Below are 23914 nucleotides of genomic sequence, written 5' to 3' on the forward strand. Positions count from 1 at the left end.
CTTCATCTTATTCTTATTAATTGTCGTCTTGTAGATATTTCTTCTTATAACCTCTTTTATGGAACGCTTCTTATTACTATTAGTGTATGAAGCTTTATAAAAAACGTTTGTATAAACATCCATAAGATATAGGTAAGATATTGCTCCGCTTATACATTACTAATAGTGGGGACTGAATTTCTATAAATTAATGAAATAAAATCATCACTTTTATTTTCAATTACTTGTAATTTTAAAAAAGGAGTCCATTTATTAAAAAATAGACTAATACATAAACCAATCCATTTATTTTTAATATATTATATTAGATTCTTAAGAAAGGAGCGATTAATCTTAGGTTAATCACGCCATTCGAAGTTTCACAATTGAGAAAATTAATAAAAAATAGGAGATGATTTTTAATGAGACGTCCAACTTATGGTTATGGCCATCACGAACACGACGATAAATGTTTTAACAAAAAACCTTGCACTTGCCATAAATGTCGTGATGACAAAAAGTGTTGTGATGACAAGAAGTATTACGATGACAAAAAGTGTTGTGATGACAAGAAGCATTGCGATGACAAGAAGCATTGCGATGACAAGAAGTGTTGCGATGACAAAAAGAATGACAAGGAAAAAGGTTTGTTAACAGAATTTGATGTCTTTGACAAATGCGGTATTCAAAATGGATTAGGTAACTTCGATACTATAATTGGCAAAGTACGTGTTAATATCGATGATAACAATGACCGTGTTTGGTTGCATGCAACAGTAAACTGGCAGCCAAACGAAACAGATGCATTTGAAATCCCTGTGCCTTTAACCCCAGGTACAATTGATCCTGAAGATCTTGAAGTTCTTGAGGATTTGGTTACAGCAGTTCAAGCTAGATTTACGATCTGGAGAGGGAATCCAACAAGATTTCCAAACAATGCAGAACCACTTTGTTCCTTTATTGATTCGGCTCCGTTTAATATTACTGGAATTGATTTTGAAACACCACCTGAAGAACCAGGAGGTCCGGCTGCCCTTGACTTTGTGCTAGGTTTTGCCCCTGTGACAACTCATTTCCAAGTGGTAGATGAGGATCCAGAATGTGGAAATAACTCGTATTTCCTTACTATAGAAAGACTTACACCAGTTGTTAATGGCAATGGAAACGGAAATGGAAATGGCAATGGCAATGGAAACGGAAATGGCAATGGAAACGGAAATAGACCAAATATTGATGTAATTAATGTAGTGTTAACAGCATCTGAAATTGAAGAAAATAAAAATGATCGTAAAAAAAATAAATGTGACGACGATTCTAAGTAAATAAAGAACGCGATCAAAGCCCTTCTCGGAAGTCGAGTTGGGGCTTTGATCATTTTTTTTTTGTAAAGTTAGTACCAGTAGATTAAAAATTAAGACAACCTTATTATTAAGGATATTGAACTATAAATTTAGAATAGGTAAGTAGAATCACAATCCTTACCTGGCTCTTTGTAAAAATGTGTTCCCGTCCCGTGACACTTGTCCTAGCAAACCCCTTCCTCCTGACATATATAAATAGTAAGTCAAACAATTAGAGCCATATCTGTAAAAGGTATTGACTTTATTGTTTTAAGACTGAAAATTTTGTTTATAACAGGAGGAGTTTTAATGAATAATCGTTTTGAGTGCAGCTATGGACATCATGATCACCATCACTGTCCACCGGTAAATGCTTGTGAACAAGTAGAATCGAAGAGTGATTGTGAAGTAGGTCGTGTAGATAATCGCCTTGGTTTTGAAAGAGAAGTCATTATCGCTGAGGTTCCACTACATGTGAGTGTTGAAGCTGATATTGAGCTACCGCATGCAGCAAATGATATTAAAAACATTCGCAAAAACGTTCATTTAACCCAATGCAAGGCCATACCGATCCCAAGAGAAAAGGGAGAGGTATCAAATGAGCTCAATTTATTTATCGAAGGGTTTGTGCATAAAAATATTCAATTCACTGAAAGCTGCAATAGTATAGTTAGAGATTTTGCAGTCAATATTCCTTTTAAATGCTTTAAACGGATTAAAGGTGTAAATGATTTGATGATAAGTACTAGCCAAAAGAGTAGTCAAGTAGATGAAATCAGAGAAATCGATCATGATGGAATGGGATCCAACCGCTGCAGTTTTGGCTCATTTACATTTGAGGCATTTAATGAGCCGGTTAAATGTAGATTAATGAGAGCTGAAATTACTGAAATGGAATTTCCACACAATTTTGATTGCGATGGCCATTTTAATATGCTTACTGAAAAAATGTCGCTTGAATTATTGGTTCGTTTAACTCAAACACAACCTGTAGAAATGGGACATAAAAAACATCCACATAAATCTTGTTAATAATAAAAAGGGTGTCTCATATTCGGCACCCTTTCTTTAATAAAGTTCAATGACTTGTTTCTGTATTAGATTGATCGTTAATCCAACTGTCCCATGTAAATGAAAATGCTGTTTCTTTTCCTTCGATTCTAGATCTTGATGCCATATAAAATGAGTTTGAGTGAGTTGACTGGTAATCGGCTCGGCATATTTCTGATAAAACTCAAAATGATAGTCACTTGCTTGATGCTCCGACTGAAACACAAATTCATTATGTTGATTACAGCCTAATTCAGGCAAGTTTAGCCAATCAATACTCGTTGTTTTCGACCATTTAATAGGAACCTTTATTGAATGTAGGAGATTCGATCCACCTTTTGTTAATTCAATATCAGCAATCAGTAAACCTTTTAAAAAGACTGAATTTGCAGGTGCGATCACTTTACAATCTAAAGATTCAATCGACCAGTCTACCTTAGATATATCCTGGATAGGAATCATGAAATCGAACTTTTCAACAATATCCACATCCATTTTAACCTCGCCTAACAATACAGGCATTTTAACAAAGATCGGTTGTTTTTTCTCAACTTTCTCTTTCTTAGGATGATGAGTTTTTCGTTGTTTTTGTACGGGAATGTCTGACTGGCAATCCGTTTTCTTTGCCGGTTCCTTCTTAATATCGTCTTTTTTGTCTACATGTTTCTTCTTTTTAACGTTTTCATGGGTTGATTTTTTACTACTATCTTCTTTTAGAACAGTTGGCTCTATATTTGAGGCAATTTGGTTAGAATGACCAAGATCATGATTGCTATTGAGATCCATAATTGAATCTTGATTTGTGCTAGAAGATTCTTCAAGTTCAAAATCTATTTTAGTTTCTTTTTTTCTTTTATAACAATTTTTCTTGTGTAAAACTTTTTTCTTTTTCGCAGTTAGTGTACAATGATTCTTTTTGATCTTTTTCTTGTAGGAACATGAATAATCTTTCATATCATCATTAATCTCTTCTAAAGGTTTATCATGAGAGCTTTCTTCATCGATTATTGATAAGTCAATAGCTTCATCATCTATTTGAACATCTGATGAAGAAGATGAAGAAGACGAGGAAGACTCATCAGATTCTTCGCTTGAACTCTCATCAATTTTAGACAATTGCTCTTCTATTAATGCTTTATGGCTAGAAGAAATTTCTATTTTTTCTTCTTCTAAAATCGGATTAATTAACATTTCTTCCTGATCGGACATAGGGGATTCAGCAGTCTCATTATCTACTTCATCATCTGATGAAGAAGCGGACACTTCGGATTGTTCACTTGAACTTTCGTCAACTTGAGACAAAAGTTCTTCTATTAATGCTTTATGGCAAGAAGAAGTTTCTACTTTTTCATCTTCTAAAGTTAGATCAATTAACACTTCTTCCTGATCAGACATAGGGGGTTCAGCAGTTTCATTATCTATTTCATCGTTTGATGTAGAATATACCTCTTCACTTGAACTCTCGTCATCTGGAGACAAAAGCTCTTCTATTAATTCACGATAACAAGATGGATTTTCCATATTTTCTTCTTCTAAAATCGGACCATTTAACATTTCTTCCTGATCAGACAAAGGGGATTCAGCAGTCTCATGATCTATTTCATCATCTGATGAAGAAGCTGATACTTCGGATTGTTCACTTGAACTCTCATCAACTTGAGACAAAAGCTCTTCTATTAATTCATGATAACAAGAAGGAATTTCCGTATTTTCTCCTTCTAAAATCAGATTGTTTAACACTTCTTCCTGATCGAACAAGGATTCATCAGTTTTATTATCTTTTTCATCTTCTATTGAAGAAGCGGACACTTCGGATTGTTCACTTGAACTCTCGTCATCTTGGGATAAAAGCTCTTCTATTAATTCATGAGAACAAAAAGGATTTTCCATTTTTTCTTCTTCTAAAATAGGCTCAATTAACATTTCTTCTTGTGCGGAAAGGGATTCAGCCGTTTCATTATCTATTTCATCATCTGATAAAGCAGATGACACTTCGGATTGTTCACTTGAACTCTCGTCATCTGGCGACAAAAGCTCCTCTGTTAATTCAGGATAATAAGAAGGATTTTTCGTATTTTCTTCTAAAATCGGATCGTTTAACATTTCTTCCTGAATGGACGATGGTGATTCAGTATCATTAAGTTCTTCTAAGAACTCATTGACCAAGGAAGAAATTCTGTCAGTTTTATCCAGATCATTCTTTTTATCGGTTTGTTCGACATCTACAGGTTTTTCTTTATTCTCGTTGATACGATTACGTTCTATCGCACTAGGAACAGGTGGAGTAAAGATCACCGGCTTTGTTCCTGTAATCCCATCAATCTCTTCATTCTTATAGATCGAAGGTTTACTTTTTTTATTCTGTTGTTTGTCTTTGTTGGTTCGTTGTTTATCCTCTTTTTCCCTTCTTCCCCTTGTGAATGGGGAGGAAGGATATTGGTTTTGTGTTGCGGGATGGTTCCCGTAATATCCATAATGATGTTGTTGAACAGAGTAGGGATGGACATAGGGATTGAAATTAGTCATGGTTGTCTGGAAGGTTTGCCTTTAGCATCCTCTCCAATCCCTCCTTATAAAACATTAAATAAAATAGATTAAAAGCAACCATCAGTAAGAAAATCAATTCTTACCGATGGCAATGAACATAATAAATTAATAATCATCATCATGACAGTCGTCATTCGTTGTAGAACAAACTCGAACTTGTTGGTTTTGAAGCACCTTTAACCGTATATCAATAACCATTTTTTCCTCGACTTGATTAAAGCATCCTTCGCCAATTGGGGCATCATCTTCATGGAACATGACACGGTTAATCGCCTCATCCCATTCAATAATACTGCTGGAAATTAATTCACAGAATGGCAATTCATTGTAATGTTGAATACTCTCCTGATGGAATTGCGATAGATCGCTTGATTGGAAATGATCCTTTTCTGGAAAACCAGATGGCAACGGTTTTGAAATAAAGAAATCGAATTCTTGACGTTTGTTTACTTCTGGCATGACTGGCTCCGCTAAGAAGTGTTTGATTTCTGTCACACAATGGAACGGAACATCCACTGTTAGCGAATGTAAATTAGATGAGATCGCTGTATGATTGGATTCACAAATTTCCTTGCTCGGACTTGCATATTGAATGTTTTTACGAATAAATCCTTTTACAAATAATTTATTGGTTGGTAGAAGCAAGCGACATTGAACCAGCTTAACATGTTTTTTAACATCTTTGATTTCTAACACAGGTTCTGGAAATTTAATACAGGCATCTACATTTGCTTGTAGAGTCAGTTCAGCTAATACAACAGGTACTTTTGTCACTAATTTTCCTAAACTTACACTTGGTTTATTTGGCTTATTGTCACACTCATTAATAGTTGATGGGAAATTACATACATCATTCTTTATATGTTTTTCGGACATTTCTATGGCCCTCCTAATATTTTCAAGATAGTGCATCATATGCAAGATAGATGTCCATGTGTATGGGCAAATACCCATTAACAAGGAATGGACAACACAATCCGATTCAGAAACATTGAAGCCATAAGGATGGACCATTTTCCTAAATTTTCATCACAAAATTTCCTCACAAATTAAAAGGAATTGAATATGTACCTTTAACTTCATTCAGCAAATACCTTTTGTACTGAAAGCTTGCGACAGGCTAGAAAGTCCTTTACTTATATAAGGAACGATCAAACCCGGTTAAATGAAGGTAAGCCTCCAGCGGATGTCTCGAATTTTTTTAGAGTCATTTATCGAGCGAGCTCGACGACGGACAGGACGTCCTAGTCAGGCGTAAGCCAAAGGATGTGGCGTTTTGAAGCGTGATAAAAATCGGACGCAAATATGATGGGAATTTGATAGGAACAAGAAGCAATATCAACTTCTTGTTAGCAAAGAAGTGATATTGCCGAGAGCCAATTAAATTATAAAGCCTTAATCCGAACTTGTTGATTTTGCATGATATTTACAGTGACCTCAAGGAATATTTTTTCTTCCATATTGTAAAACAGTCCTTCAAATGAATTGTGGCCGCAAAGGGGTCTTCGATCAATCGCTTCATCCCACTCGACAATCCGACTCGAGAGTAACTCACAATATGGAAGCTGATTATAATATTGAGTGCTTACTTGATGGTACTGGGAAAGATCATTCGATTGCAGTTGATCTTTTTCAGGATACCCATGCCCTAAAGGCTGTGCGCGATAGAAATCAAATTCCGAACTTGTATTACTGAACGGCAGCTGTGGAGGAGAAATAAATTCAGACACTTTCGTAACGGTACTGAATGGAACATCCACCGTTAATGAACGAATGACAGAAGAGATTCCTTCATGATCGGATTCATTGCAAGGTGTCGCATATTGGATATTTTGACGAACAAATCCTTTAATAAATAATCGAAATGCTGGAAAGCCATCGATATTAAAAGGATCATGAGCTCCCTTGTGAATGGCTGGGAGTAATAAGCTGCATTGCACAATTTTTACGGTTTTCTTCATATCTTTGATTTCAAGAACAGGACTAGGAAATGTAATATTTGCCGCTAAATTTGTTTTTACAGTTAATTCTGACAGGGTAACTGGAAGCTTTAATACCTTTGCTCCAGTTTTCGCAGTTACAGGAGTCATAAATTCACTTTCACACTCTCCTAAAGCGGCTGAATCATTCACATGAACAGGATGAACATTATTTTTTTTATCTTTATCCAACCGAATATCCTCCTTAATATAGTAATTCTCTGTATCCTATGCAGACCTATAGATGAAAGTATTGGTACAATCGTGGAATTGTTCGAGATCAGGATCAACAAAATCAAGAAGTACTGGCACCTTTAGGCTCCTGTCCAGCATACGATTGGAGGAGAGGTGAGGATTAAGATGGAAAGACAAAATTTTATGGCTGTCGATATAGGTAACAGTTGGTACAAAGCCTTAACATCTGATGATGGATATTCTTGTGAGTATCAATTTCCGAATGCAATTTCTTTATTTGATGAAGAGTTCTATGAAAAACCATATGATGATGATGACATTGTTTTCGAGGAAAATTTAATTGTTGAGGTAAAAAGCAAGGCCATTGTTGATAAAAGGGAGATTTATTATATTGGAAAAGGGGCAGCCAGACAGCGGGATGTCATTTTAACCGGATTTAATAATCAGAAGGTCGATGAGGATCGTACCTATGTACTCTTATTTGGCTTAGCTGCTTTTCATGCCATTCGTTTAAATCCTGATGAAGAAGAGTTGGAATATACCATGGATCAATTAGCGGTTTCATTGCCAACAACTCAATATAAGGAAAAGAAAGACCTATTTAAACAACGATTACTGGGAACACATACGGTAATTTTTCATAAAGTACCAGGGATGTCGGAACCGAAAGAGTTAACGGTTAAATTACATGTAGAAGATGTGATTGTCGGGGCAGAGGGTGCTTGTGCCTATCTGGGGATTACTCGTGACCTAGAAACATTAGGGGTCAAGGACGAGGAACTTGTTAAAGATTCACAGAAGGGAATTATTATTGGCGATCTTGGCGGAGATTCGGTTGATTTTGTTGGGATTAAAAACAATAAACCGGTTGCTTCTGTAGAAGGAGAAACATTCGGCATCAATCAATTCCTCGATAATATTATTCAAAAGGTAAGCAAAAATGAATTATATAAATTTGATTCGCGTGCGGAGCTGGAAGAAAAACTAGCAGCAGGACAATCAGAATGGTATGTTGAGCCATTTGCAGGCGTTCGGAAAGATATTAGTAAATATATTATTCCGCAGCTAAAATCAATGGCGATTAAGTATTTAGAACATTTTGATCGGGTTCGCAGCGGTTCGAATGAGATTAAGGGAGCAACCCGTTATATTGCGGTTGGCGGCGCAGCGAAATTAGCACAAAAGCAAATTCAACAGGCCGCAGTACGATGGGCGGAACGAGGCCGTCCGATTCAGTTAATGTTCCCTGAGAATATGGAAAAACTAAATGTTCACGGGTTGATGATTCTTGCGAAAATGAAACAAATGAAAATCGACCTAGATCAAAAAAGCCTCGTTTCTGTAAGAGAATAAAAGGATGATGGGAAATGGCTAAATTATATACAGATTACATCAATCGGACGGCATTATCCGTCCCAGACCATTTTATTGATGTAAAGAGCGGCGAGAAGGTGAAGGTGTCAAGGGAAATCTACGAACAAATTGATTACCATGCTGAAAATCAGACACTTATTCATTTAGTATTATCAGCTCTTTATGAATATTTACATCCAAGAAAACTAAATGAAAGTGATGACATTTTGCTAGAATTAGCCCAAATTAAAGAAATGCTGATACAGGGCTACCAACCAAAAGTTCAAACTTCCTCACAAATGCGAACCCAAACAAAACAACCAGAAATTGAAGGCCTAGATATGAAGGAAGTAGAAGATATATTAGAGATTTTTGGAGGATGAGCACCCATTAATAAAGGTGAACTCTAAGCAGAGTTCACCTCACATTTATTAAAGTATTTTATTGGTCGTATTATAAACGAACGGCTGGTAAGCAAGTAATGCTACAGAAACAGGACAGGTCTACATTAATACAAACGCCGGTTTCTTGTAAATCCTCTACTTTTTCATGATCGATTTGATCACAAAGTGAAAAGTCATGTTGATGCAAACCTTTTTTACCGTCTTGATTGTTTTCATTTGTATCATTGCATTTGTTTTTCGAATTAAATGTTAAAAGTTCAAGCTCTGCGCATGCACCTTTTAAATCTTTAATTTTGAAGATATAACTAGAGACACATGCAAGTTTTTTGTCCTTTGGTCCCTTTCCATGTGTAGTTACTCCTGAAGCTTTAAAAGGCTCACATCCACAGTAGAGAATAAATGGAATTGTATTTTTCCTAGGTTTTTTTGGCTCTTCTAGAAGTTCTTCGATTGATTCTTTGCAAGAAGAACATTTCTTCTGATAATCTTTTTCGACTTTTCTTTGTGCTTTTAAAATGGCCTCTAGAACTTCCTCAACACAGACTTGTTCATCCTTTTCATGATTTTTTTCCTTTTCATGTTCTCTTTCTCTTTCCTTTTCCTTTTCCTTTTCCTTTTCTGTGCAATCATGTTGCTTATTATCTATAGGAAATTTCTTTGTTTCATAATACTGCCCTTTTTGATGATAATTCATCTCGATCACTCCTTATAATTGACTATTCCTTTTATCATACGACAAGGAAAAATTTTTGATTGAACATTATGCCTATTAAAGGAACAATGGGTGTTTATCAAGTTTTTTCACTCAGACATTTAATTGTTCATCATGAAAATGAGTGTGCTGGGAAAAGATAAGGATGTGCTTTATAGAAAGGTGGCACGAACATGAATTTGATGAGGAGGATTACAATGGGAATTTTAAGTGGAAATCCAATTGATGAACCCATGCATTATGGTGAAGTCTCTAGTACATGGGCATTTTTATTAACAGCTAAAGGACTTGTCGCGGGTTATCAAACACACCTAAATCATGCGGGTGATGAGGATCTAAGAAAATTGCTCGTTGAAGCGATTGAAGGCTGTCAGCAGGAAGTTAAGCAAATCGAAGCCCTTTTAAAAGCAAATGGAGTCGGCTTGCCTCCAACACCAGCAGAACGACCTGATGCATGTTTAGAGGATATTCCAGTAGGTGCTCGTTTTGCAGACCAAGAAATTGCTACGATGCTTGCGGCTAATATTGCGGCTGGACTTGTTGCGTGCAGTGGTGTCATGGGCCAATGTATTCGTGAAGATATTGCAATGATGTTTGGACAATTCCATATTCAAAAAGCTGCGCTAGGTGCTAAAGTGCTCAGAATGAATAAAGAAAAAGGCTGGTTAATCCCTCCACCTTTACACCATCATAAAGCGGAAGATTGCTAAAAAAAATGGCAGAGAACTAGGACATCCCTAGTTCTTTTTAATTGGATTCATTTACTACCATGAATCAAACATAATTTCCATGCTTCAAAGGCAAAATCATACTATCAAATCTATAACGAAGGTGATATTTGTGAATATAGAAAATTCTTCTTATCAACTAGGTGACATTGTTTATGTCTTTTATCGAAATCCACATACGCAAAATGTAACAAACATTCAGGAAGCTGCGGTTGTTCAAAACCCTGAAAGACCAGGCGAATTAGCGATCTTTTTATATGAAACGTATTATCCATTATCTGAAGAAATGGCTGTCTACGCGTCACAAGCAGAGGCGGAGTCAGCTTATGATTATTATTTTGGTGGTTATGGGATCGAGGAGTCTTATCAATGAAGCCATTTATGCCAAAACTCGTTTATTTTGAACCGAAGGCACTTGAATATCCATTAGGGGAAGAGCTTTTTAAAAAATTTAAAGACATGGATGTGGAAATTCGACATACAACCTCCCATAATCAAATACGAAACCTGCCTGGGGATAATGACTTTCAACGGTATCGTGTAGCAAAATCAACGTTAGTTGTCGGTTTAAGAAAAACACTTAAATTCGATACATCGAAGCCTTCTGCTGAGTATGCCATTCCGTTTGCGACTGGCTGTATGGGCCATTGTCATTACTGTTATTTACAAACAACAATGGGCAGTAAACCGTATATCCGTACGTATGTGAATGTAGAGGAAATCCTTGAACAAGCTGACAAATACATTGAGGAAAGGGCTCCTGAAATAACGAGGTTTGAAGCAGCTTGTACATCAGACATTGTTGGGATTGATCATTTAACTCATTCATTAAAAAGAGCCATTGAACATTTTGGTAAATCAGAATATGGGAAGCTTCGATTTGTAACAAAGTTTCATCATGTCGACCATCTTTTAGATGCAAATCATAATGGCAAAACACGGTTTCGATTTAGCATTAATGCGGATTATGTGATCAAAAATTTTGAACCTGGGACATCCCCATTAGCCAAAAGGTTGGAAGCAGCAGCTAAAATAGCTCGAGCGGGATATCCGCTTGGCTTTATCGTGGCACCAATCTATCTTCACGAAGGTTGGGAAGAAGGGTATTATCATATGTTTGAACGACTGGATGCCGAATTGCCACCCGAAGCTAAAAAAGACTTAACCTTTGAATTTATTCAACATCGTTTTACGAAACCAGCCAAACGAGTAATCGAAAAAAACTATCCAATGACAAAGCTGGAATTAGATGAGGAAAAAAGGCGATATAAGTGGGGAAAATATGGAATTGGTAAATACATTTATCAAAAAGAAGAAGAAGAGGATATAAAAACTCATTTGTATGATTATATGGAAAAGTTTTTTCCTGATGCAAAACTCGAATACTTTACGTAAATAAAAACATCCATCAAATCGGGTAGCCTTGGGCTCCGGCATGATGGATGTTTTTTCTTCTTACAAACCTTTACTGCATTTGTTGGTTAAGGTCTTCAATACACTCTTGGATGAGAGTCACAGCTTGACTCATTGAAGCACCGCCGCCAAATGCTGCGGTTACACCAATTGCTTCATAAATTTCTTGTTCTGTACAACCTTCATCAAGGCAGCCCTTTACATGATAAATAATACAATATTCATCTTGTGAAAACAGACTAATCCCAAGGGCGATCAATTGTTTTTCCTTTTTGGATAGAACGCCTTCTTTGAAACATTCTTCAGTAAACGCATTAAACTTTGATGCTAGGGAAGGCATTTTCTTAGTAAAGTCTCCAAGTCCCGCCTTGTATTCATATAAAGCGGCTTCTGTCGGATTTCTAAATTCAGTTTCCATGTCTATTCAACTCCAATATGTATTTTTGTTGGTACCGCAATGATAGTATGAGTAAAAAGATTAAAAAAATTCATCCATCATAAAATTAAATTCATGGTTCGCTCATTGTTTTTCTTATATTGATAGTGTAAATAAGGTAAACATTTTTCATGACAAACGTCACTACAATCGCGAAAAATATCATGCTAAGCTTCAAATAGTTATATTGAAATATTAATTGAAGTGGGGAATTACAATGAACTTTCCATTATTACAAATAGGCCACATGGCACCTAAAGTTCCAATCATTCAAGGAGGAATGGGTGTTGGGATTTCATTAAGTAAACTGGCATCAGCTGTTGCAAACGCTGGAGGGATCGGTATTATTTCAGGAACCGGTATTTCTGTTGAAGAAATGCGATTCCATATCCGGAAAGCCAAAAAAGCCGTAAAAGAATCCGGTGGTTATATCGGGGTAAATGTATTGTTTGCGATGAGTGATTTCGCTGAAAAAATGAAAGCAGCTCTTGAAGAAAAGGTAGACTTTATTATTTCAGGTGCAGGAATCTCCAGAGATATGTATGCATGGGGAAGACAGGCTGGGATCCCTGTTTTGTCAATCGTGTCTTCGGCAAAATTAGCGAGAATCTCCCAAAAGCTTGGTGCAGCAGCTGTTGTGGTTGAAGGTTTTGAAGCTGGCGGCCATTTAGGAACCGATCGCCCCATGTTTGATATCCTTCCAGAAGTAGTTGAGGCTGTTTCGATCCCTGTAATTGCTGCCGGAGGTATTTTAACGGGTGAAGATATTGCAAAAGCTCTTCTTATTGGGGCTTCTGGTGTACAAATAGGTACAAGATTTGTCGCGAGTGAGGAGTGTGATGCTCCATTAGCTTTTAAGGAAAGGTATGTGAAGGCTACTAAAGAAGATACATTATTAGTGAAAACAACAGTGGGTTTACAAGGTCGAATTATCAAAAATTCATTTTCTAATTTAATCACAACGGGAGAAAAAATAAAAATTACAAAATGTCATGACTGTTTGAAAAATTGTTCCTACCGCTTTTGCACATTGGATTCCCTATACAAAGTAATGGAAGGGGATATCGATAATGGTCTTGTTTTTGCAGGTGCTCGAGTACACGAAATAAATGAGATCCTGCCTGTTCAACAAATCATCGATCGATTAACGGAAGAGTTTTAATTGACATATGAAGATAGAAAGATGAGTGTTTAACTGTTGTAACTAAACACACGCACGAATCCTAGAATGGATGTGTGCGTGTGTTTTTTTCAAGATTATATCAATCAGTAATAACCTCTAATTTTGCCACAATAGCCAATAAAATTTGAAGCAATGCTTGAATATTAACTGCGGCTTGTGTGTCAGTTGTTTTCACTTTAATATTCTTTGAACCATGGATTACTGTTTTTTGAGTATTACGTTGTGTGGACTTAAATAATTGCTTCACGTCTTGAACGACTGCATTGCCCTTATCTGAGTCAAGAACAGTCACACTAATGACAACAGCAATCGCAGCTTGAATTGCAGCTTGTAGTGAAATAGCTACTTGCGTATCCGTCGTATATACATCAACACATTCAGAGTCCTTAATAATGATCCACTCGTAAGATTTTTGTTTATTTACGTTAACTTGATCAGCTTCTTGTGTAACTAAAGCCTGTTCTTCTTTATTATTACAAGGATCACAGTGATCTAATGCTCTCCATTTATTTTGTTCCATCTCTATTTCCCCCTTTATTTTTTTACAAAACATCCAAAGTAGCAACCAATGAAACTAGAACTTCTAGTAAAGCCTGGATATTAACGGATAAATCAGTATCAACCGTAGTCACTTTGACATCCTTACAGTTATCAATAATGATCTTTTGTTTATTGCTTTGAACGGAAGTGAAGCTTTGGAATAAGTCTTGTGCAACCGCTTCCCCTTCTTCAGAATCTAGAATCGTAATTCTTAGAACTAAGGCAATCGCCAATTGTAAGCCTACTTGTAGAGAAACGGCCGCTTGATTGTCCGTTGATTCAACACAACAATTATAAGAATTTTTAATGAAAATGAATTCATCAGATTCTTGGTCAATATGTGAGAATTGGTCAGCATCTTGAACAACTTCCGCTTTTGGCATTTGTTCTTTTTTGTTGTCATACCATTGGTACCTCATACCATCGTCTTGTAGTCTATAACTAGTTGATCTCATTGTTATTAAACACTCCTTTATTTTTTTTACTCCCTTTACTATATGGAGTTGTCTTACCCAATGATTGGACAAGTTCCCCAATTTTTTTGTAAAAAACAAACGCTTTATTTCCTTATTTTGATTAATTATTTAAAATCGGCGGTCAAATAAAAACGCCTACGCTCAGGCGTTTAAATCGACATATTAATTAATTATTTTTTAAATCGAATCTTTTTTTGTTTTTCAGTTGTCACATTTGAGGCATCTTCATTATCGTTGACAAACTGGTCAACTTGTTTTGATAAATCGAGAACAAGTTCACGCAGCATTTTCTTTTGTTCATCTGAAATGTTCTTTTTCGCTTCATTGATGTTAATATTATTTTTGCTGAAAATATCGCTTACTAGTAAATCAATGACTTTATTAGGTAATTGTGGATTTTTTGGATCTTGAGATGAATGACTCATAGGTATCACTCCATTTCTTTGCTTTTCATATTCTTGGACAGTATATGCGAGCCTGTCTATAGTTCTTATACGTTTACCTATGAGCCTTAAAATTGGGCAGATGGAAAACCATTCGTATCCTTTTCCTAGAAATAGTCCTTCGTATAATCGGACATAATAGGGGGAGTTAAGTAATGATAAAAACTAGGAAATAATGAGGTGTATCAATGACCATTGTCCGCCTTGGTTTTGTAGCAATGAGTACGGAATTAAAAAATGCATCTCCTTCTAAAACGATGACGTTTTCGCAATTTCAGAAAATAAGAGATCGGGAGGCGGCCATTCGTAAATTGGAAAGGATCGCTCTTTCAAATTTACATAATACGTTAAGACTTCTTCGACATTGCGCAGCCTATGATATTCATTTTTATCGGTTAACCTCACGACTCATTCCTTTGGCCAATCATGAGGAACTTCTTGACTGGAACTATATGAAACCTTTAAAAGAAGATCTTAAAGTGATCGGTGATTTTGCTTTAAAACATAAAATTAGAATTGATTTTCATCCGGATCATTTTGTTCTCCTCAATTCACAAAAAAAGGATGTTTTAAAGAATTCCCTCCACACACTCAAACTTCATTATTTATTATTGAAGGGGATGGGAATTGATGTCACTCATCGATGTGTGATGCATGTAGGTGGAAACTATAAAGAAACCGATCAATCGCTTGAACGATTCGTAGATAATTGGATGGTTGTACCCCGCTCCATTCAAAAAATGATCATGCTAGAAAATGATGATACTTCTTTCACTGTAGAAGATACGTTGTATTTATGTGAAAAGTTGGGAATTCCGCTCGTATTTGATTACCATCACCATCTCGCCCATCATCACGATATGAATTGGCAGGTTCATTGGGAGCGAATTTTAACAACTTGGAAAGATTCCCCTTTACCGATCAAAATGCATATTTCAAGCCCAAAAAGTGAGAAAGAATTTCGTCATCATTCAGATTTCATTGATTCTCATATGTTTTTTGATTTTCTTCAAGAAATAAAGGGAAGCGTAGCGGAAATTTATTGTATGATTGAGGCAAAAAGAAAAGATGAGGCACTTTTTCAATTGATGAAAGAGATTGAAAATAGAGAGGATATAGACATTATTGATGGGGCATCGTTTTATTTAAAATAATTTTACTGAAATAGTATGATAGATATAAGAAGAAATAAAAGGGATTTAAAGGTAGGGAGTTTTTTATGAATAGGATTACTGTAAAACAATTAGCTAAAAAATTAAAGTTAGAAGTGATTGCAGGTGAAGAAGGGCTGGATTACATCATAACGACGGATGAAATTCATCGTCCCGGATTGCCGTTAACCGGATATTTCGTTCATTTTCCAAATGAACGCATTCAATTATTGGGTAAATCAGAAATTACCTATTTACATTCGTTAACCGAGGAAGAACGGAATAAAAGAATTGGCAATGTCATTAAAAAACGACCGCCTTGTATTATTATTACGCACAATCAAGAAGGATTGACATATCTCATTAAGCATTGTAATAAGCATGGGGTTGCCTTACTTCGAGCAAAAGAGCATACAACACGAGTCATTAGTCGTTTGAGTAATTATTTAGAGAAGGAATTAGCGCAAAGTATTGGTATTCATGGAGTTTGTATGAACGTTTTTGGGGTTGGTATTTTAATTCGAGGAGAGAGCGCAATCGGGAAAAGTGAAACGGCCTTGTCTTTGATTGAAAAAGGTCATCGACTCATATCAGACGATTTAGTGATTTTGAAGAATATTGATAATGAGACGCTAATTGGAACACACAATGGAACCAATCGTGATTTCTTGTCCCTCCGTGGAATTGGGATGGTGAATGTTCCTAGGCTATACGGTTCAGGTGCCTTTCAAGAAGAAACAATTATAAATTTAGATATTGTTTTATCAGCATGGGATCAGAATAAATATTATGATGCAATCCATCATTCAAAGGAATACGTGGAGTATTTAGATGTTTCCGTCCCGCATATTGAAATTCCCGTGCGACCAGGAAGAGATATTGCCGCTTTAATTGAAGTAGCAGCGAAAAATTGGAGATTAGAACAACAAGGATATACGGCATTTAATGAATTCAATCAAAGAATCCAAGATACAATCCAGGAAAGTTCCTCGTAATGTATAGGGGGGCATCCGGATGAAGATTCGATTTGGTTATGTGGCTAACGCGCTCGGACTATGGGATGCAAGTCCTTCCAAAACGTTAACATTCACTCGATATTCGGCACTGCCTGAAGAAGAGCGCATGAATAAGCTTAAAGAAGTGACAGCGCTAAACTTATCCCATACGAAAAGAATTTTGCATTATAACATCGCACATGAAATAAAACTTTATCGATTGTCGAGCTCACTTGTCCCATTAGCTACACATCCAGAGGTGAGTTGGGACTTTATTACACCTTTTAAAGAAGAGTGGCAGGAGTTAGGAGAATTAGTAAAAAAGTTTCGTTTACGAACTAGTTTTCATCCCAATCAATTCACGCTTTTCACAAGTCCAAGGAAAGATGTGACCGCTAACGCTGTTAAGGATATGGAATATCATTATGCAATGCTTGAAGCGATGGGAATAGAAGATCAATCCATTATTAATATTCATATTGGTGGAGCCTATGGAGATAAAAAGGCGACACTGGAAAGATTTCATGAGAACTTTAAGAGTCTGCCAGCCCATATTAAAAAGAGGACGACTCTTGAAAACGATGATAAAACATATAATATAGAAGAAACACTCTTAACTTGTGAAAAGGAAAAGGTGCCGATGATGCTTGATTATCATCATCATTTAGCCAATGATGGCGGGCACGATTTAGCGTCTTTTCTCGAAAGGATTTTTGCTACTTGGAAGGTTACAAATCTAATCCCAAAAGTCCATCTTTCTTCTCCAAAATCAGAGAAGGCCTTTCGCTCCCATGCTGATTATGTTGCATTAGACTTTATTCAGCCTTTTTTAGCGATGACAAAGGAATTAAATCAAGATTTTGATATCATGATTGAAGCCAAACAAAAGGACCTAGCTATGCAAAAGCTAATTGAGGAAATCTCAGCCATTCGGGGTGTAAAACGTATTGCTAGTTCGACGATAGAATGGTGAAAAAGGAGTGCCAGACGCTTTCTGTTATGGAAAGAATCAGGCACTCCTATTTTTTGAATGTTTTTGATTGATTTTGAAAGAAAATGATTGATTTATGTAATCGTTTGCAGTAAACTCTAGTTAGACAAAGTGATTAAAAAGGAGAGAGAACCAAAACCATGTTGACTCCTGAGCGTCATGCACTCATCTTACACTTATTAAAAGAAAAAAATATTGTTAAATTACAAGAACTTGTTGATGCAACAAATACATCAGAATCAACCATACGCAGGGATTTAATTCAACTTGAAGAAGAAAAAAAGCTAAAACGAATTCATGGCGGGGCTTCAAGACTTCAAGGGAAACTACAAGAACCAAGCATGAAAGAGAAATCATCCAAAAACCTTCAAACAAAACAGAAAATCGCTCACTATGCAGCAAGTCTCATTGAAGAAGGGGATTCCATTTATATAGACGCCGGTTCAACAACGACTGAAATGATTAATTTCTTCCCTTCGAAAGAAATTGTTGTCGTTACAAATGGACTGATGCATCTTAATCAATTATTGGATAAGGGCATACCAACCTATGTGATTGGTGGGTTTGCTAAAGCAAAAACAAAAGCGGTGATTGGCAGAGGAGCCATTGAAAGTTTAGAGCAATATCGATTTGATAAATGCTTTATCGGTGTAAATGGAATTCATCCACAATATGGATACACGACACCGGATCAAGAGGAAGCAATCCTAAAAGAAAAGGCGATTTCACTATCAAGAGAAGCATATGTGGTAAGTGACAACAGCAAATTTTCGGAAGTATCTTTTGCTAAAATTGCCGATCTATCAAAAGCAGTCATTATTACAAATGAAATCGAACAGGAACTCGAACAGACATATTCAAGTCTAACAAACATAAAGGTTGTGACATTATGATCTATACCCTGACGTTAAATCCTTCAATTGACTATATCGTCCAACTAGATACCGAACTAAAGATCGGTGAATTGAATCGTTCCCAAAGAGAGATGAAATTCCCAGGTGGAAAAGGCATTAATGTGTCAAGAGTATTGCAGAGAATGGGCCTAGAAAGTAAAGCTTTAGGATTTATTGGGGGATTTACAGGCCAGTATATTGAAAACTATTTAGCTATTGAAAAAATTGGAATTGATTTTGTTCAAATTTCAGATGATACGAGAATCAATATTAAACTAAAAGATGGTCAAGAAACTGAAATCAATGGGAATGGACCTACGATTCATGAAGAAGCGATTAATGAGTTACTGAATAAAATTAAGAAATTAACTAAAGAAGATCTCATTATCCTTTCCGGCAGCATTCCCTCCTCACTACCAACCAATATTTATGAGGAGATTATCAACAATTGTATGGAAACAGGGACCGAATTTATTGTCGATGTTGGCGGAGAGTTGCTGAAAAATGTGATTTCATTTCGTCCATTTTTAGTAAAACCGAATCATCATGAGTTAGGTGACTTATTTCAGAAAAAGCTTCATACGGCAGAAGAAGTGCTTCCTTATGCGAAAGAGCTAGTAAAGATGGGCGCTCAAAACGTCATTGTTTCATTAGCTGGGGAAGGGGCTGTTTTTGTAAATAAAACTAGCGCGTACAAAGCAACCGTTCCGAAAGGGGAAGTAAAAAGCTCTGTTGGAGCAGGAGATTCTATGGTAGCCGGATTTCTTGCGAAGTATGTACAAACAAATGACGTAGAAAAATCCTTTAAATACAGTGTGGCAAGCGGAAGTGCGACCGCTTTTTCTCTTGACCTTTGTACAAAGGAGTCCGTTGAAAACTTATTAAACGAAGTTGTCATCACCACTTTTAAGTGATGGCTTTAAAGGAGGAGAACATCGTGAAAATTACCGAGTTACTGACAGAGGAAACCGTCTTATTAAATATAAATAATAGAGATAAAAACAATGTCATTGACGAACTAGTGAATGTTTTAGACCGGGCAGGCAGATTGTCAAATCGTGACCAATTTAAAACAGCAATTTTAAATCGAGAAGCACAAAGCACAACGGGGATTGGAGACGGAATTGCGATCCCCCATGCAAAAGACGCTTCAGTCGCTAAACCATCGATTGCTTTTGGAAGATCGCAGAATGGCGTCGATTATGAATCTTTAGATGGCCAACCCTCACACCTCTTTTTCATGATTGCTGCCCCCGAGGGCGCAAATAATACCCATTTAGAAGCCTTATCCCGGTTGGCAACCATTTTAATGCAGGAGGAAGTTAGACAAGAGTTAATGGGAGCAGCGACCGAAAAAGCGGTCATTAGCATTATCAATCGGTATGACCAAGAAGATAAAGAGGAAGAAGTTTCGATTGCTGATAAGCAGAACTTTATTGTCGCTGTAACGGCGTGTCCAACAGGGATTGCTCATACGTATATGGCAGCTGATGCATTAAAAGCGAAAGCGGAAGAGTTGGGCGTAGCTATTAAAGTCGAAACAAATGGTTCAAGCGGTGCTAAAAATGTAATTACCAATGAGGAAATTGAGAATGCAGTGGCTGTCATCGTAGCGGCTGATACGAAGGTCAACATGGCACGTTTTAAAGGGAAGCATGTTCTTCAAACCGCAGTTGCCGATGGGATTCGCAAGCCAGAAGAACTCATTCATAAAGCAGTCAATCAGGATGCACCAATTTATCAAGGAGGAGAGAGAGACGCTTCTCCAACCCCATCCGAAAAAGAGAAAAAAGGGGTAATTAGTACAGTCTATAAGCACTTGATGAATGGGGTTTCCAATATGCTGCCATTTGTCGTAGGTGGTGGAATCTTAATCGCGATTTCCTTCATGTTCGGATACAATTCAGCGGATCCAAATGATCCTTCCTACAATGCGTTTGCTGCAGTATTAAATGAAATTGGCGGAGGGAATGCCTTTACCCTCATGGTACCTGTGTTGGCTGGTTTTATCGCAATGAGTATTGCTGACCGTCCGGGATTTGCCCCAGGTATGGTTGCAGGCTTAATGGCCGCTACAGGTGGTGCAGGGTTTCTAGGCGGATTAGTTGGCGGTTTTCTTGCTGGTTATTTAGTGCAAGGTCTAAAGAAAGCGTTTAAAAATCTACCACCTTCATTAGAGGGCATTAAAACCATTATGCTCTATCCGTTATTAGGAATAGCTTTAACAGGTTTTGCTATGAAATATATTATTAACGTTCCGGTGGGAGCTCTTAACAATGCCATCACAGAATGGCTAACCGGATTAGGTACGGGAAATGCGATATTCCTAGGCATTATTTTAGGATTAATGATGGCCTTTGATATGGGTGGTCCGGTTAATAAGTCAGCTTATGTTTTTGGAACAGGACTATTAGCAAGTGGTGTTTATGAACCAATGGCAGCGATTATGGCAGCGGGAATGGTGCCTCCATTAGCCATTGCGCTTGCAACAACATTTTTTAAAAATCGTTTTACAAAACAACAACGAGATGCTGGAAAAGCGAATTATGTGATGGGGTTATCTTTTATTACGGAAGGCGCGATTCCTTTTGCGGCGGCTGATCCATTAAGAGTGATTCCTTCGCTAATGGTTGGAGCGGCGATTGCGGGTGGGATTTCAATGGTCGCAAATATTGGGTTACAAGCGCCACACGGTGGAATTTTTGTCATCTTCCTAGTTTCAGGAAATCCACTTGTGTATCTTGTTGGAATTATTATGGGCTCCATTGTTTCAGCAGTCCTTTTAGGATTATTGAAAAAACCGGTCTAATGGTAAAGTGAACGTTTTGTTACTTGTACTTTTAATTTTAATATAATTACAACAAACATCGCATTGAATGTCCAATGCGATGTTTGTTTATTTCGCGGTATCTTTTTCATCTGGTTTAATCGCCATAAACGTGAGCAAGGCGGATAATACACTAAAACCACATAAAATATAAAACAATAATTTTCCTGTATGCCCCATCAAAATGGCGAGAACTGGAGGCCCAGCCGCTACCCCAATAAACCGCATCGAATTATAGATGGATGTAATGGTCCCCCTATGTTCCTTTTCGATCCCTGAGGTTATTAAGGCATCTAAACAAGGTAAAACAGCCCCAATTCCAATGCCACAGAATAAAAATAGGGCAATTAAAAACCATTGACGGTTAGAGAAGCTTAGTACAGCGACAGAAAGGGATAAAAGGACACTTCCAGAAAAAATAATCCATTTCATTAGAACCTTATTTTCTTTAATAAGTCTCCCGGTAAAATAGGACGTCAAACATAAGGCACCCAATGGAATGGCTAAATAAAGTCCTTTTTTCACACCGTCAATGTGGTACTGGGTTTCAAGGGTTTCGGTTAAATAAAAAAGAACACCGAACAAGACAAACATCATAATGGCACCAATAAGAAAGATGGCATTCAGCCATTTTCCATTATGGGCAAACGTCTTTTTTATATTTTTAAAAAATTGTTTAAATGGAATCGGCTTTTCTCTTTTATTTGGTGTCTTAACGAGAAACCACACTAAAACAGTTGAAATCAGACAAAAAACCGGGATGGCAAAAAAGGGAAGAAACCAAACAATACCTGCTATAATGGAACCGAGTATCGGGCTAAGCACTTTTCCAAATGTATTCGATGTTTCAATGATTCCTAAGGTACTACTCACTTCTTCTTCGCTTTTAAACATATCACCAACTAACGGCATCACAATAGGGGAGGCCCCTGCTGCACCAACTCCCTGTAAAGCTCGCCCCATTAAAATAACCCAATATGCATCGGCCAATTTCCAGGCTGCCCATCCAGAAACGAGACCACCTAGCCCAGTTATAATTAAACTAGGGATAATCACCTTTTTCCGACCGATATGATCAGATAAATATCCCGCTAAAGGGATGAGGATGATGGCGACAATGGAATAAACGGTAATAATCATACTCGATTGAAAAGAAGAGATATTCAACCGCTCCTGCATTTGGGTTAGAACGGGTATGAACATGGAATTGCCCAAAGTCATGATCAGTGGGATAGATGCCATGGATAAAATGGCCCATTTCTTATTATGGGTATCATGCCTTTTCTTTTTAACGGCTTTGCTTATTTTAAACGATTTCAGTTCTTCAACATGATCCAATTGACTAACCGCCTTTGCATGAAGTAACATTTTTATCATTACCAAAAACAACGAAACTAACATGGAAAAAAACGTCTATCTTTTATAGAGCTTTAGCCCTTTTTTTAAAAAAGTTTAACTTTAGTGTTGACGAATTGAAAATTAGATATTATGATAATAATCAAATAAATGAACGGCAGTGATGAAGAGTAGTACCTTTTCGTGAACACTTTAGAGAGCTGATGGTTGGTGAGAATCAGTGTGGGATGAAAAGCGAATGGACTTCTGAGCCCCAAACCGAACCGTATGAATGAGTAGGCTTTGGCGAATGTCTCATCGTTAAAAGAGACTCGTATTCGAACAATTTGTTCCAATACGATAAAGTGAGCTTTTATTAGCTAATCAAGGTGGCACCACGGGTTTCTCGTCCTTATTTCGACGGGAAACCCTTTTTGTGTTTTTTTAAAAAGTCTAGTTTATCCATTTTATTACTACTATATTGGTTGGTTTTTGTTTTTCCTAACCAACTAACTGCTAACCAACTAAATCAATGAACACAGGCTAAATACGCTACAATCTGTAGTAACGCCTGCGTGACCCACATCCTGTGGGTCCAAATCATGTAAATCGCTTGAGTAAGAGGAGTACACGAAGAATCTTCGTTACAGAGAGCCGGAATTGGTGTGAACCGGTACAAAGACTTCGCTGGAATGGACTTACGAGAGATAGCCTGAAAATTGCAGTACGGCTATACGGAATTCCACCGTTAAAAGGATAGGGTATACATAAAAGCGGAAAGTTAACTAGGAACAAAAATTCCATTTAACTTTGAAAAGCTTAATTTGTACCCGAAAGAGAGAGTTCATTTCCGAACTCTAAAAGAGGTGGCACCGCGGTACATAATCGTCCTCTATTCACAAGGTTTCTCTTGTGAATAGGGGACTTTTTTATTTTCAAAGGAG

At 37.0% G+C, this 23914-nt stretch carries 24 protein-coding genes and 2 other annotated features; of the genes, 15 read left to right on the forward strand and 9 right to left on the reverse strand.

Annotated features, from left to right (window positions below; translation table 11 throughout):
- Positions 1-417 precede the first annotated feature (417 nt).
- The 3 genes from R4Z10_RS10450 (at position 418) to R4Z10_RS10460 (ending at position 2351) form a co-directional block, all read left to right on the forward strand.
- Complete coding sequence (locus R4Z10_RS10450; RefSeq protein WP_338473096.1) at positions 418-633, forward strand: hypothetical protein; 216 nt, start codon at positions 418-420, stop codon at positions 631-633.
- A complete protein-coding gene (locus R4Z10_RS10455; RefSeq protein ID WP_338473097.1) occupies positions 627-1301 on the forward strand; it encodes a hypothetical protein in 675 nt (224 codons plus the stop codon). The genes R4Z10_RS10450 and R4Z10_RS10455 overlap by 7 nt, the downstream gene beginning before the upstream one ends.
- Before the next feature lie 327 nt (positions 1302-1628).
- Complete coding sequence (locus R4Z10_RS10460; RefSeq protein ID WP_338473098.1) at positions 1629-2351, forward strand: CsxC family protein; 723 nt, start codon at positions 1629-1631, stop codon at positions 2349-2351.
- 36 nt (positions 2352-2387) lie between these two features.
- Here R4Z10_RS10460 and R4Z10_RS10465 read toward each other — a convergent pair whose 3' ends face one another.
- The 3 genes from R4Z10_RS10465 to R4Z10_RS10475 form a co-directional block, all read right to left on the reverse strand.
- Positions 2388-4895, reverse strand: a complete 2508-nt coding sequence (locus tag R4Z10_RS10465) for a hypothetical protein (RefSeq protein ID WP_338473099.1) — start codon at positions 4893-4895, stop codon at positions 2388-2390.
- 126 nt (positions 4896-5021) lie between these two features.
- The gene (locus R4Z10_RS10470) at positions 5022-5792 is read right to left on the reverse strand and encodes a CsxC family protein (RefSeq protein ID WP_338473100.1); all 771 of its coding nucleotides are present in this window, start codon (positions 5790-5792) and stop codon (positions 5022-5024) included.
- A gap of 509 nt (positions 5793-6301) precedes the next feature.
- Positions 6302-7087: a CsxC family protein gene (locus R4Z10_RS10475; RefSeq protein WP_338473101.1), complete on the reverse strand. Its 786-nt coding sequence runs from the start codon at positions 7085-7087 to the stop codon at positions 6302-6304.
- A 168-nt stretch (positions 7088-7255) separates the two neighbouring features.
- On the opposite strand from R4Z10_RS10475, the gene R4Z10_RS10480 reads away from it, so the two are divergent.
- Both R4Z10_RS10480 and R4Z10_RS10485 read left to right on the forward strand, forming a co-directional pair.
- Positions 7256-8443 (forward strand): ParM/StbA family protein, encoded by a 1188-nt coding sequence (locus R4Z10_RS10480; RefSeq protein ID WP_338473102.1) that lies wholly within the window; start codon positions 7256-7258, stop codon positions 8441-8443.
- 14 nt (positions 8444-8457) lie between these two features.
- Complete coding sequence (locus R4Z10_RS10485; RefSeq protein ID WP_338473103.1) at positions 8458-8826, forward strand: hypothetical protein; 369 nt, start codon at positions 8458-8460, stop codon at positions 8824-8826.
- Between the two features lie 70 nt (positions 8827-8896).
- Here the strand turns inward: R4Z10_RS10485 and R4Z10_RS10490 are convergent, their stop codons facing one another.
- Positions 8897-9541, reverse strand: a complete 645-nt coding sequence (locus tag R4Z10_RS10490; RefSeq protein ID WP_338473104.1) for a CotY/CotZ family spore coat protein — start codon at positions 9539-9541, stop codon at positions 8897-8899.
- Between the two features lie 215 nt (positions 9542-9756).
- Here R4Z10_RS10490 and R4Z10_RS10495 point away from each other — a divergent pair, with 215 nt between their 5' ends.
- The 3 genes from R4Z10_RS10495 to splB all read left to right on the forward strand — a co-directional run bounded on the left by R4Z10_RS10495 (position 9757) and on the right by splB (position 11682).
- The gene (locus tag R4Z10_RS10495; RefSeq protein WP_338473105.1) at positions 9757-10269 is read left to right on the forward strand and encodes a DUF3231 family protein; all 513 of its coding nucleotides are present in this window, start codon (positions 9757-9759) and stop codon (positions 10267-10269) included.
- A gap of 124 nt (positions 10270-10393) precedes the next feature.
- Positions 10394-10660, forward strand: a complete 267-nt coding sequence (locus tag R4Z10_RS10500) for a transcriptional regulator SplA domain-containing protein (RefSeq protein WP_338473217.1) — start codon at positions 10394-10396, stop codon at positions 10658-10660.
- Positions 10657-11682, forward strand: a complete 1026-nt coding sequence (splB, locus tag R4Z10_RS10505) for a spore photoproduct lyase (RefSeq protein ID WP_338473106.1) — start codon at positions 10657-10659, stop codon at positions 11680-11682. The genes R4Z10_RS10500 and splB overlap by 4 nt, the downstream gene beginning before the upstream one ends.
- 70 nt (positions 11683-11752) lie before the next feature.
- On the opposite strand, the gene R4Z10_RS10510 is transcribed toward splB, so the two are convergent.
- Complete coding sequence (locus tag R4Z10_RS10510) at positions 11753-12118, reverse strand: carboxymuconolactone decarboxylase family protein (protein WP_338473107.1); 366 nt, start codon at positions 12116-12118, stop codon at positions 11753-11755.
- A gap of 217 nt (positions 12119-12335) precedes the next feature.
- Here R4Z10_RS10510 and R4Z10_RS10515 point away from each other — a divergent pair, with 217 nt between their 5' ends.
- Positions 12336-13298, forward strand: a complete 963-nt coding sequence (locus tag R4Z10_RS10515) for a nitronate monooxygenase (protein WP_338473108.1) — start codon at positions 12336-12338, stop codon at positions 13296-13298.
- Between the two features lie 100 nt (positions 13299-13398).
- On the opposite strand, the gene R4Z10_RS10520 is transcribed toward R4Z10_RS10515, so the two are convergent.
- The 3 genes from R4Z10_RS10520 to R4Z10_RS10530 all read right to left on the reverse strand — a co-directional run bounded on the left by R4Z10_RS10520 (position 13399) and on the right by R4Z10_RS10530 (position 14760).
- Complete coding sequence (locus R4Z10_RS10520; RefSeq protein WP_338473109.1) at positions 13399-13839, reverse strand: spore coat protein; 441 nt, start codon at positions 13837-13839, stop codon at positions 13399-13401.
- A 22-nt stretch (positions 13840-13861) separates the two neighbouring features.
- Positions 13862-14314, reverse strand: a complete 453-nt coding sequence (locus R4Z10_RS10525) for a spore coat protein (RefSeq protein ID WP_338473110.1) — start codon at positions 14312-14314, stop codon at positions 13862-13864.
- A gap of 191 nt (positions 14315-14505) precedes the next feature.
- The gene (locus R4Z10_RS10530; RefSeq protein ID WP_338473111.1) at positions 14506-14760 is read right to left on the reverse strand and encodes a spore coat protein; all 255 of its coding nucleotides are present in this window, start codon (positions 14758-14760) and stop codon (positions 14506-14508) included.
- A gap of 206 nt (positions 14761-14966) precedes the next feature.
- Between R4Z10_RS10530 and uvsE (R4Z10_RS10535) the strand changes: the two genes are divergently transcribed.
- The 6 genes from uvsE (R4Z10_RS10535) (at position 14967) to R4Z10_RS10560 (ending at position 21617) form a co-directional block, all read left to right on the forward strand.
- Positions 14967-15932: a UV DNA damage repair endonuclease UvsE gene (gene uvsE / locus R4Z10_RS10535; RefSeq protein ID WP_338473112.1), complete on the forward strand. Its 966-nt coding sequence runs from the start codon at positions 14967-14969 to the stop codon at positions 15930-15932.
- Positions 15933-15997: 65 nt separating this feature from the next.
- The gene (gene hprK, locus R4Z10_RS10540) at positions 15998-16924 is read left to right on the forward strand and encodes an HPr(Ser) kinase/phosphatase (RefSeq protein WP_338473113.1); all 927 of its coding nucleotides are present in this window, start codon (positions 15998-16000) and stop codon (positions 16922-16924) included.
- Between the two features lie 19 nt (positions 16925-16943).
- Entirely contained in the window at positions 16944-17897 is a 954-nt protein-coding gene (uvsE, locus tag R4Z10_RS10545) for a UV DNA damage repair endonuclease UvsE (protein WP_338473114.1), read from the forward strand.
- 158 nt (positions 17898-18055) lie between these two features.
- Positions 18056-18808, forward strand: coding sequence for a DeoR/GlpR family DNA-binding transcription regulator (locus tag R4Z10_RS10550; protein WP_338473115.1), 753 nt, complete (start codon positions 18056-18058; stop codon positions 18806-18808).
- Complete coding sequence (pfkB, locus tag R4Z10_RS10555) at positions 18805-19722, forward strand: 1-phosphofructokinase (RefSeq protein WP_338473116.1); 918 nt, start codon at positions 18805-18807, stop codon at positions 19720-19722. The genes R4Z10_RS10550 and pfkB overlap by 4 nt, the downstream gene beginning before the upstream one ends.
- 23 nt (positions 19723-19745) lie before the next feature.
- Entirely contained in the window at positions 19746-21617 is a 1872-nt protein-coding gene (locus R4Z10_RS10560) for a fructose-specific PTS transporter subunit EIIC (RefSeq protein ID WP_338473117.1), read from the forward strand.
- An 87-nt stretch (positions 21618-21704) separates the two neighbouring features.
- Here R4Z10_RS10560 and R4Z10_RS10565 read toward each other — a convergent pair whose 3' ends face one another.
- On the reverse strand, positions 21705-22973 hold the full coding sequence (locus tag R4Z10_RS10565) for an MFS transporter (protein WP_338473218.1): 1269 nt from the start codon (positions 22971-22973) through the stop codon (positions 21705-21707).
- A gap of 169 nt (positions 22974-23142) precedes the next feature.
- Positions 23143-23387, forward strand: a binding site (T-box leader).
- Positions 23388-23574: 187 nt separating this feature from the next.
- Positions 23575-23866: a binding site (T-box leader), on the forward strand.
- Positions 23867-23914: the final 48 nt, after the last annotated feature.

The organism is Niallia sp. XMNu-256 (genome assembly GCF_036670015.1).
Lineage (GTDB): Bacteria > Bacillota > Bacilli > Bacillales > Cytobacillaceae > Bacillus_BD.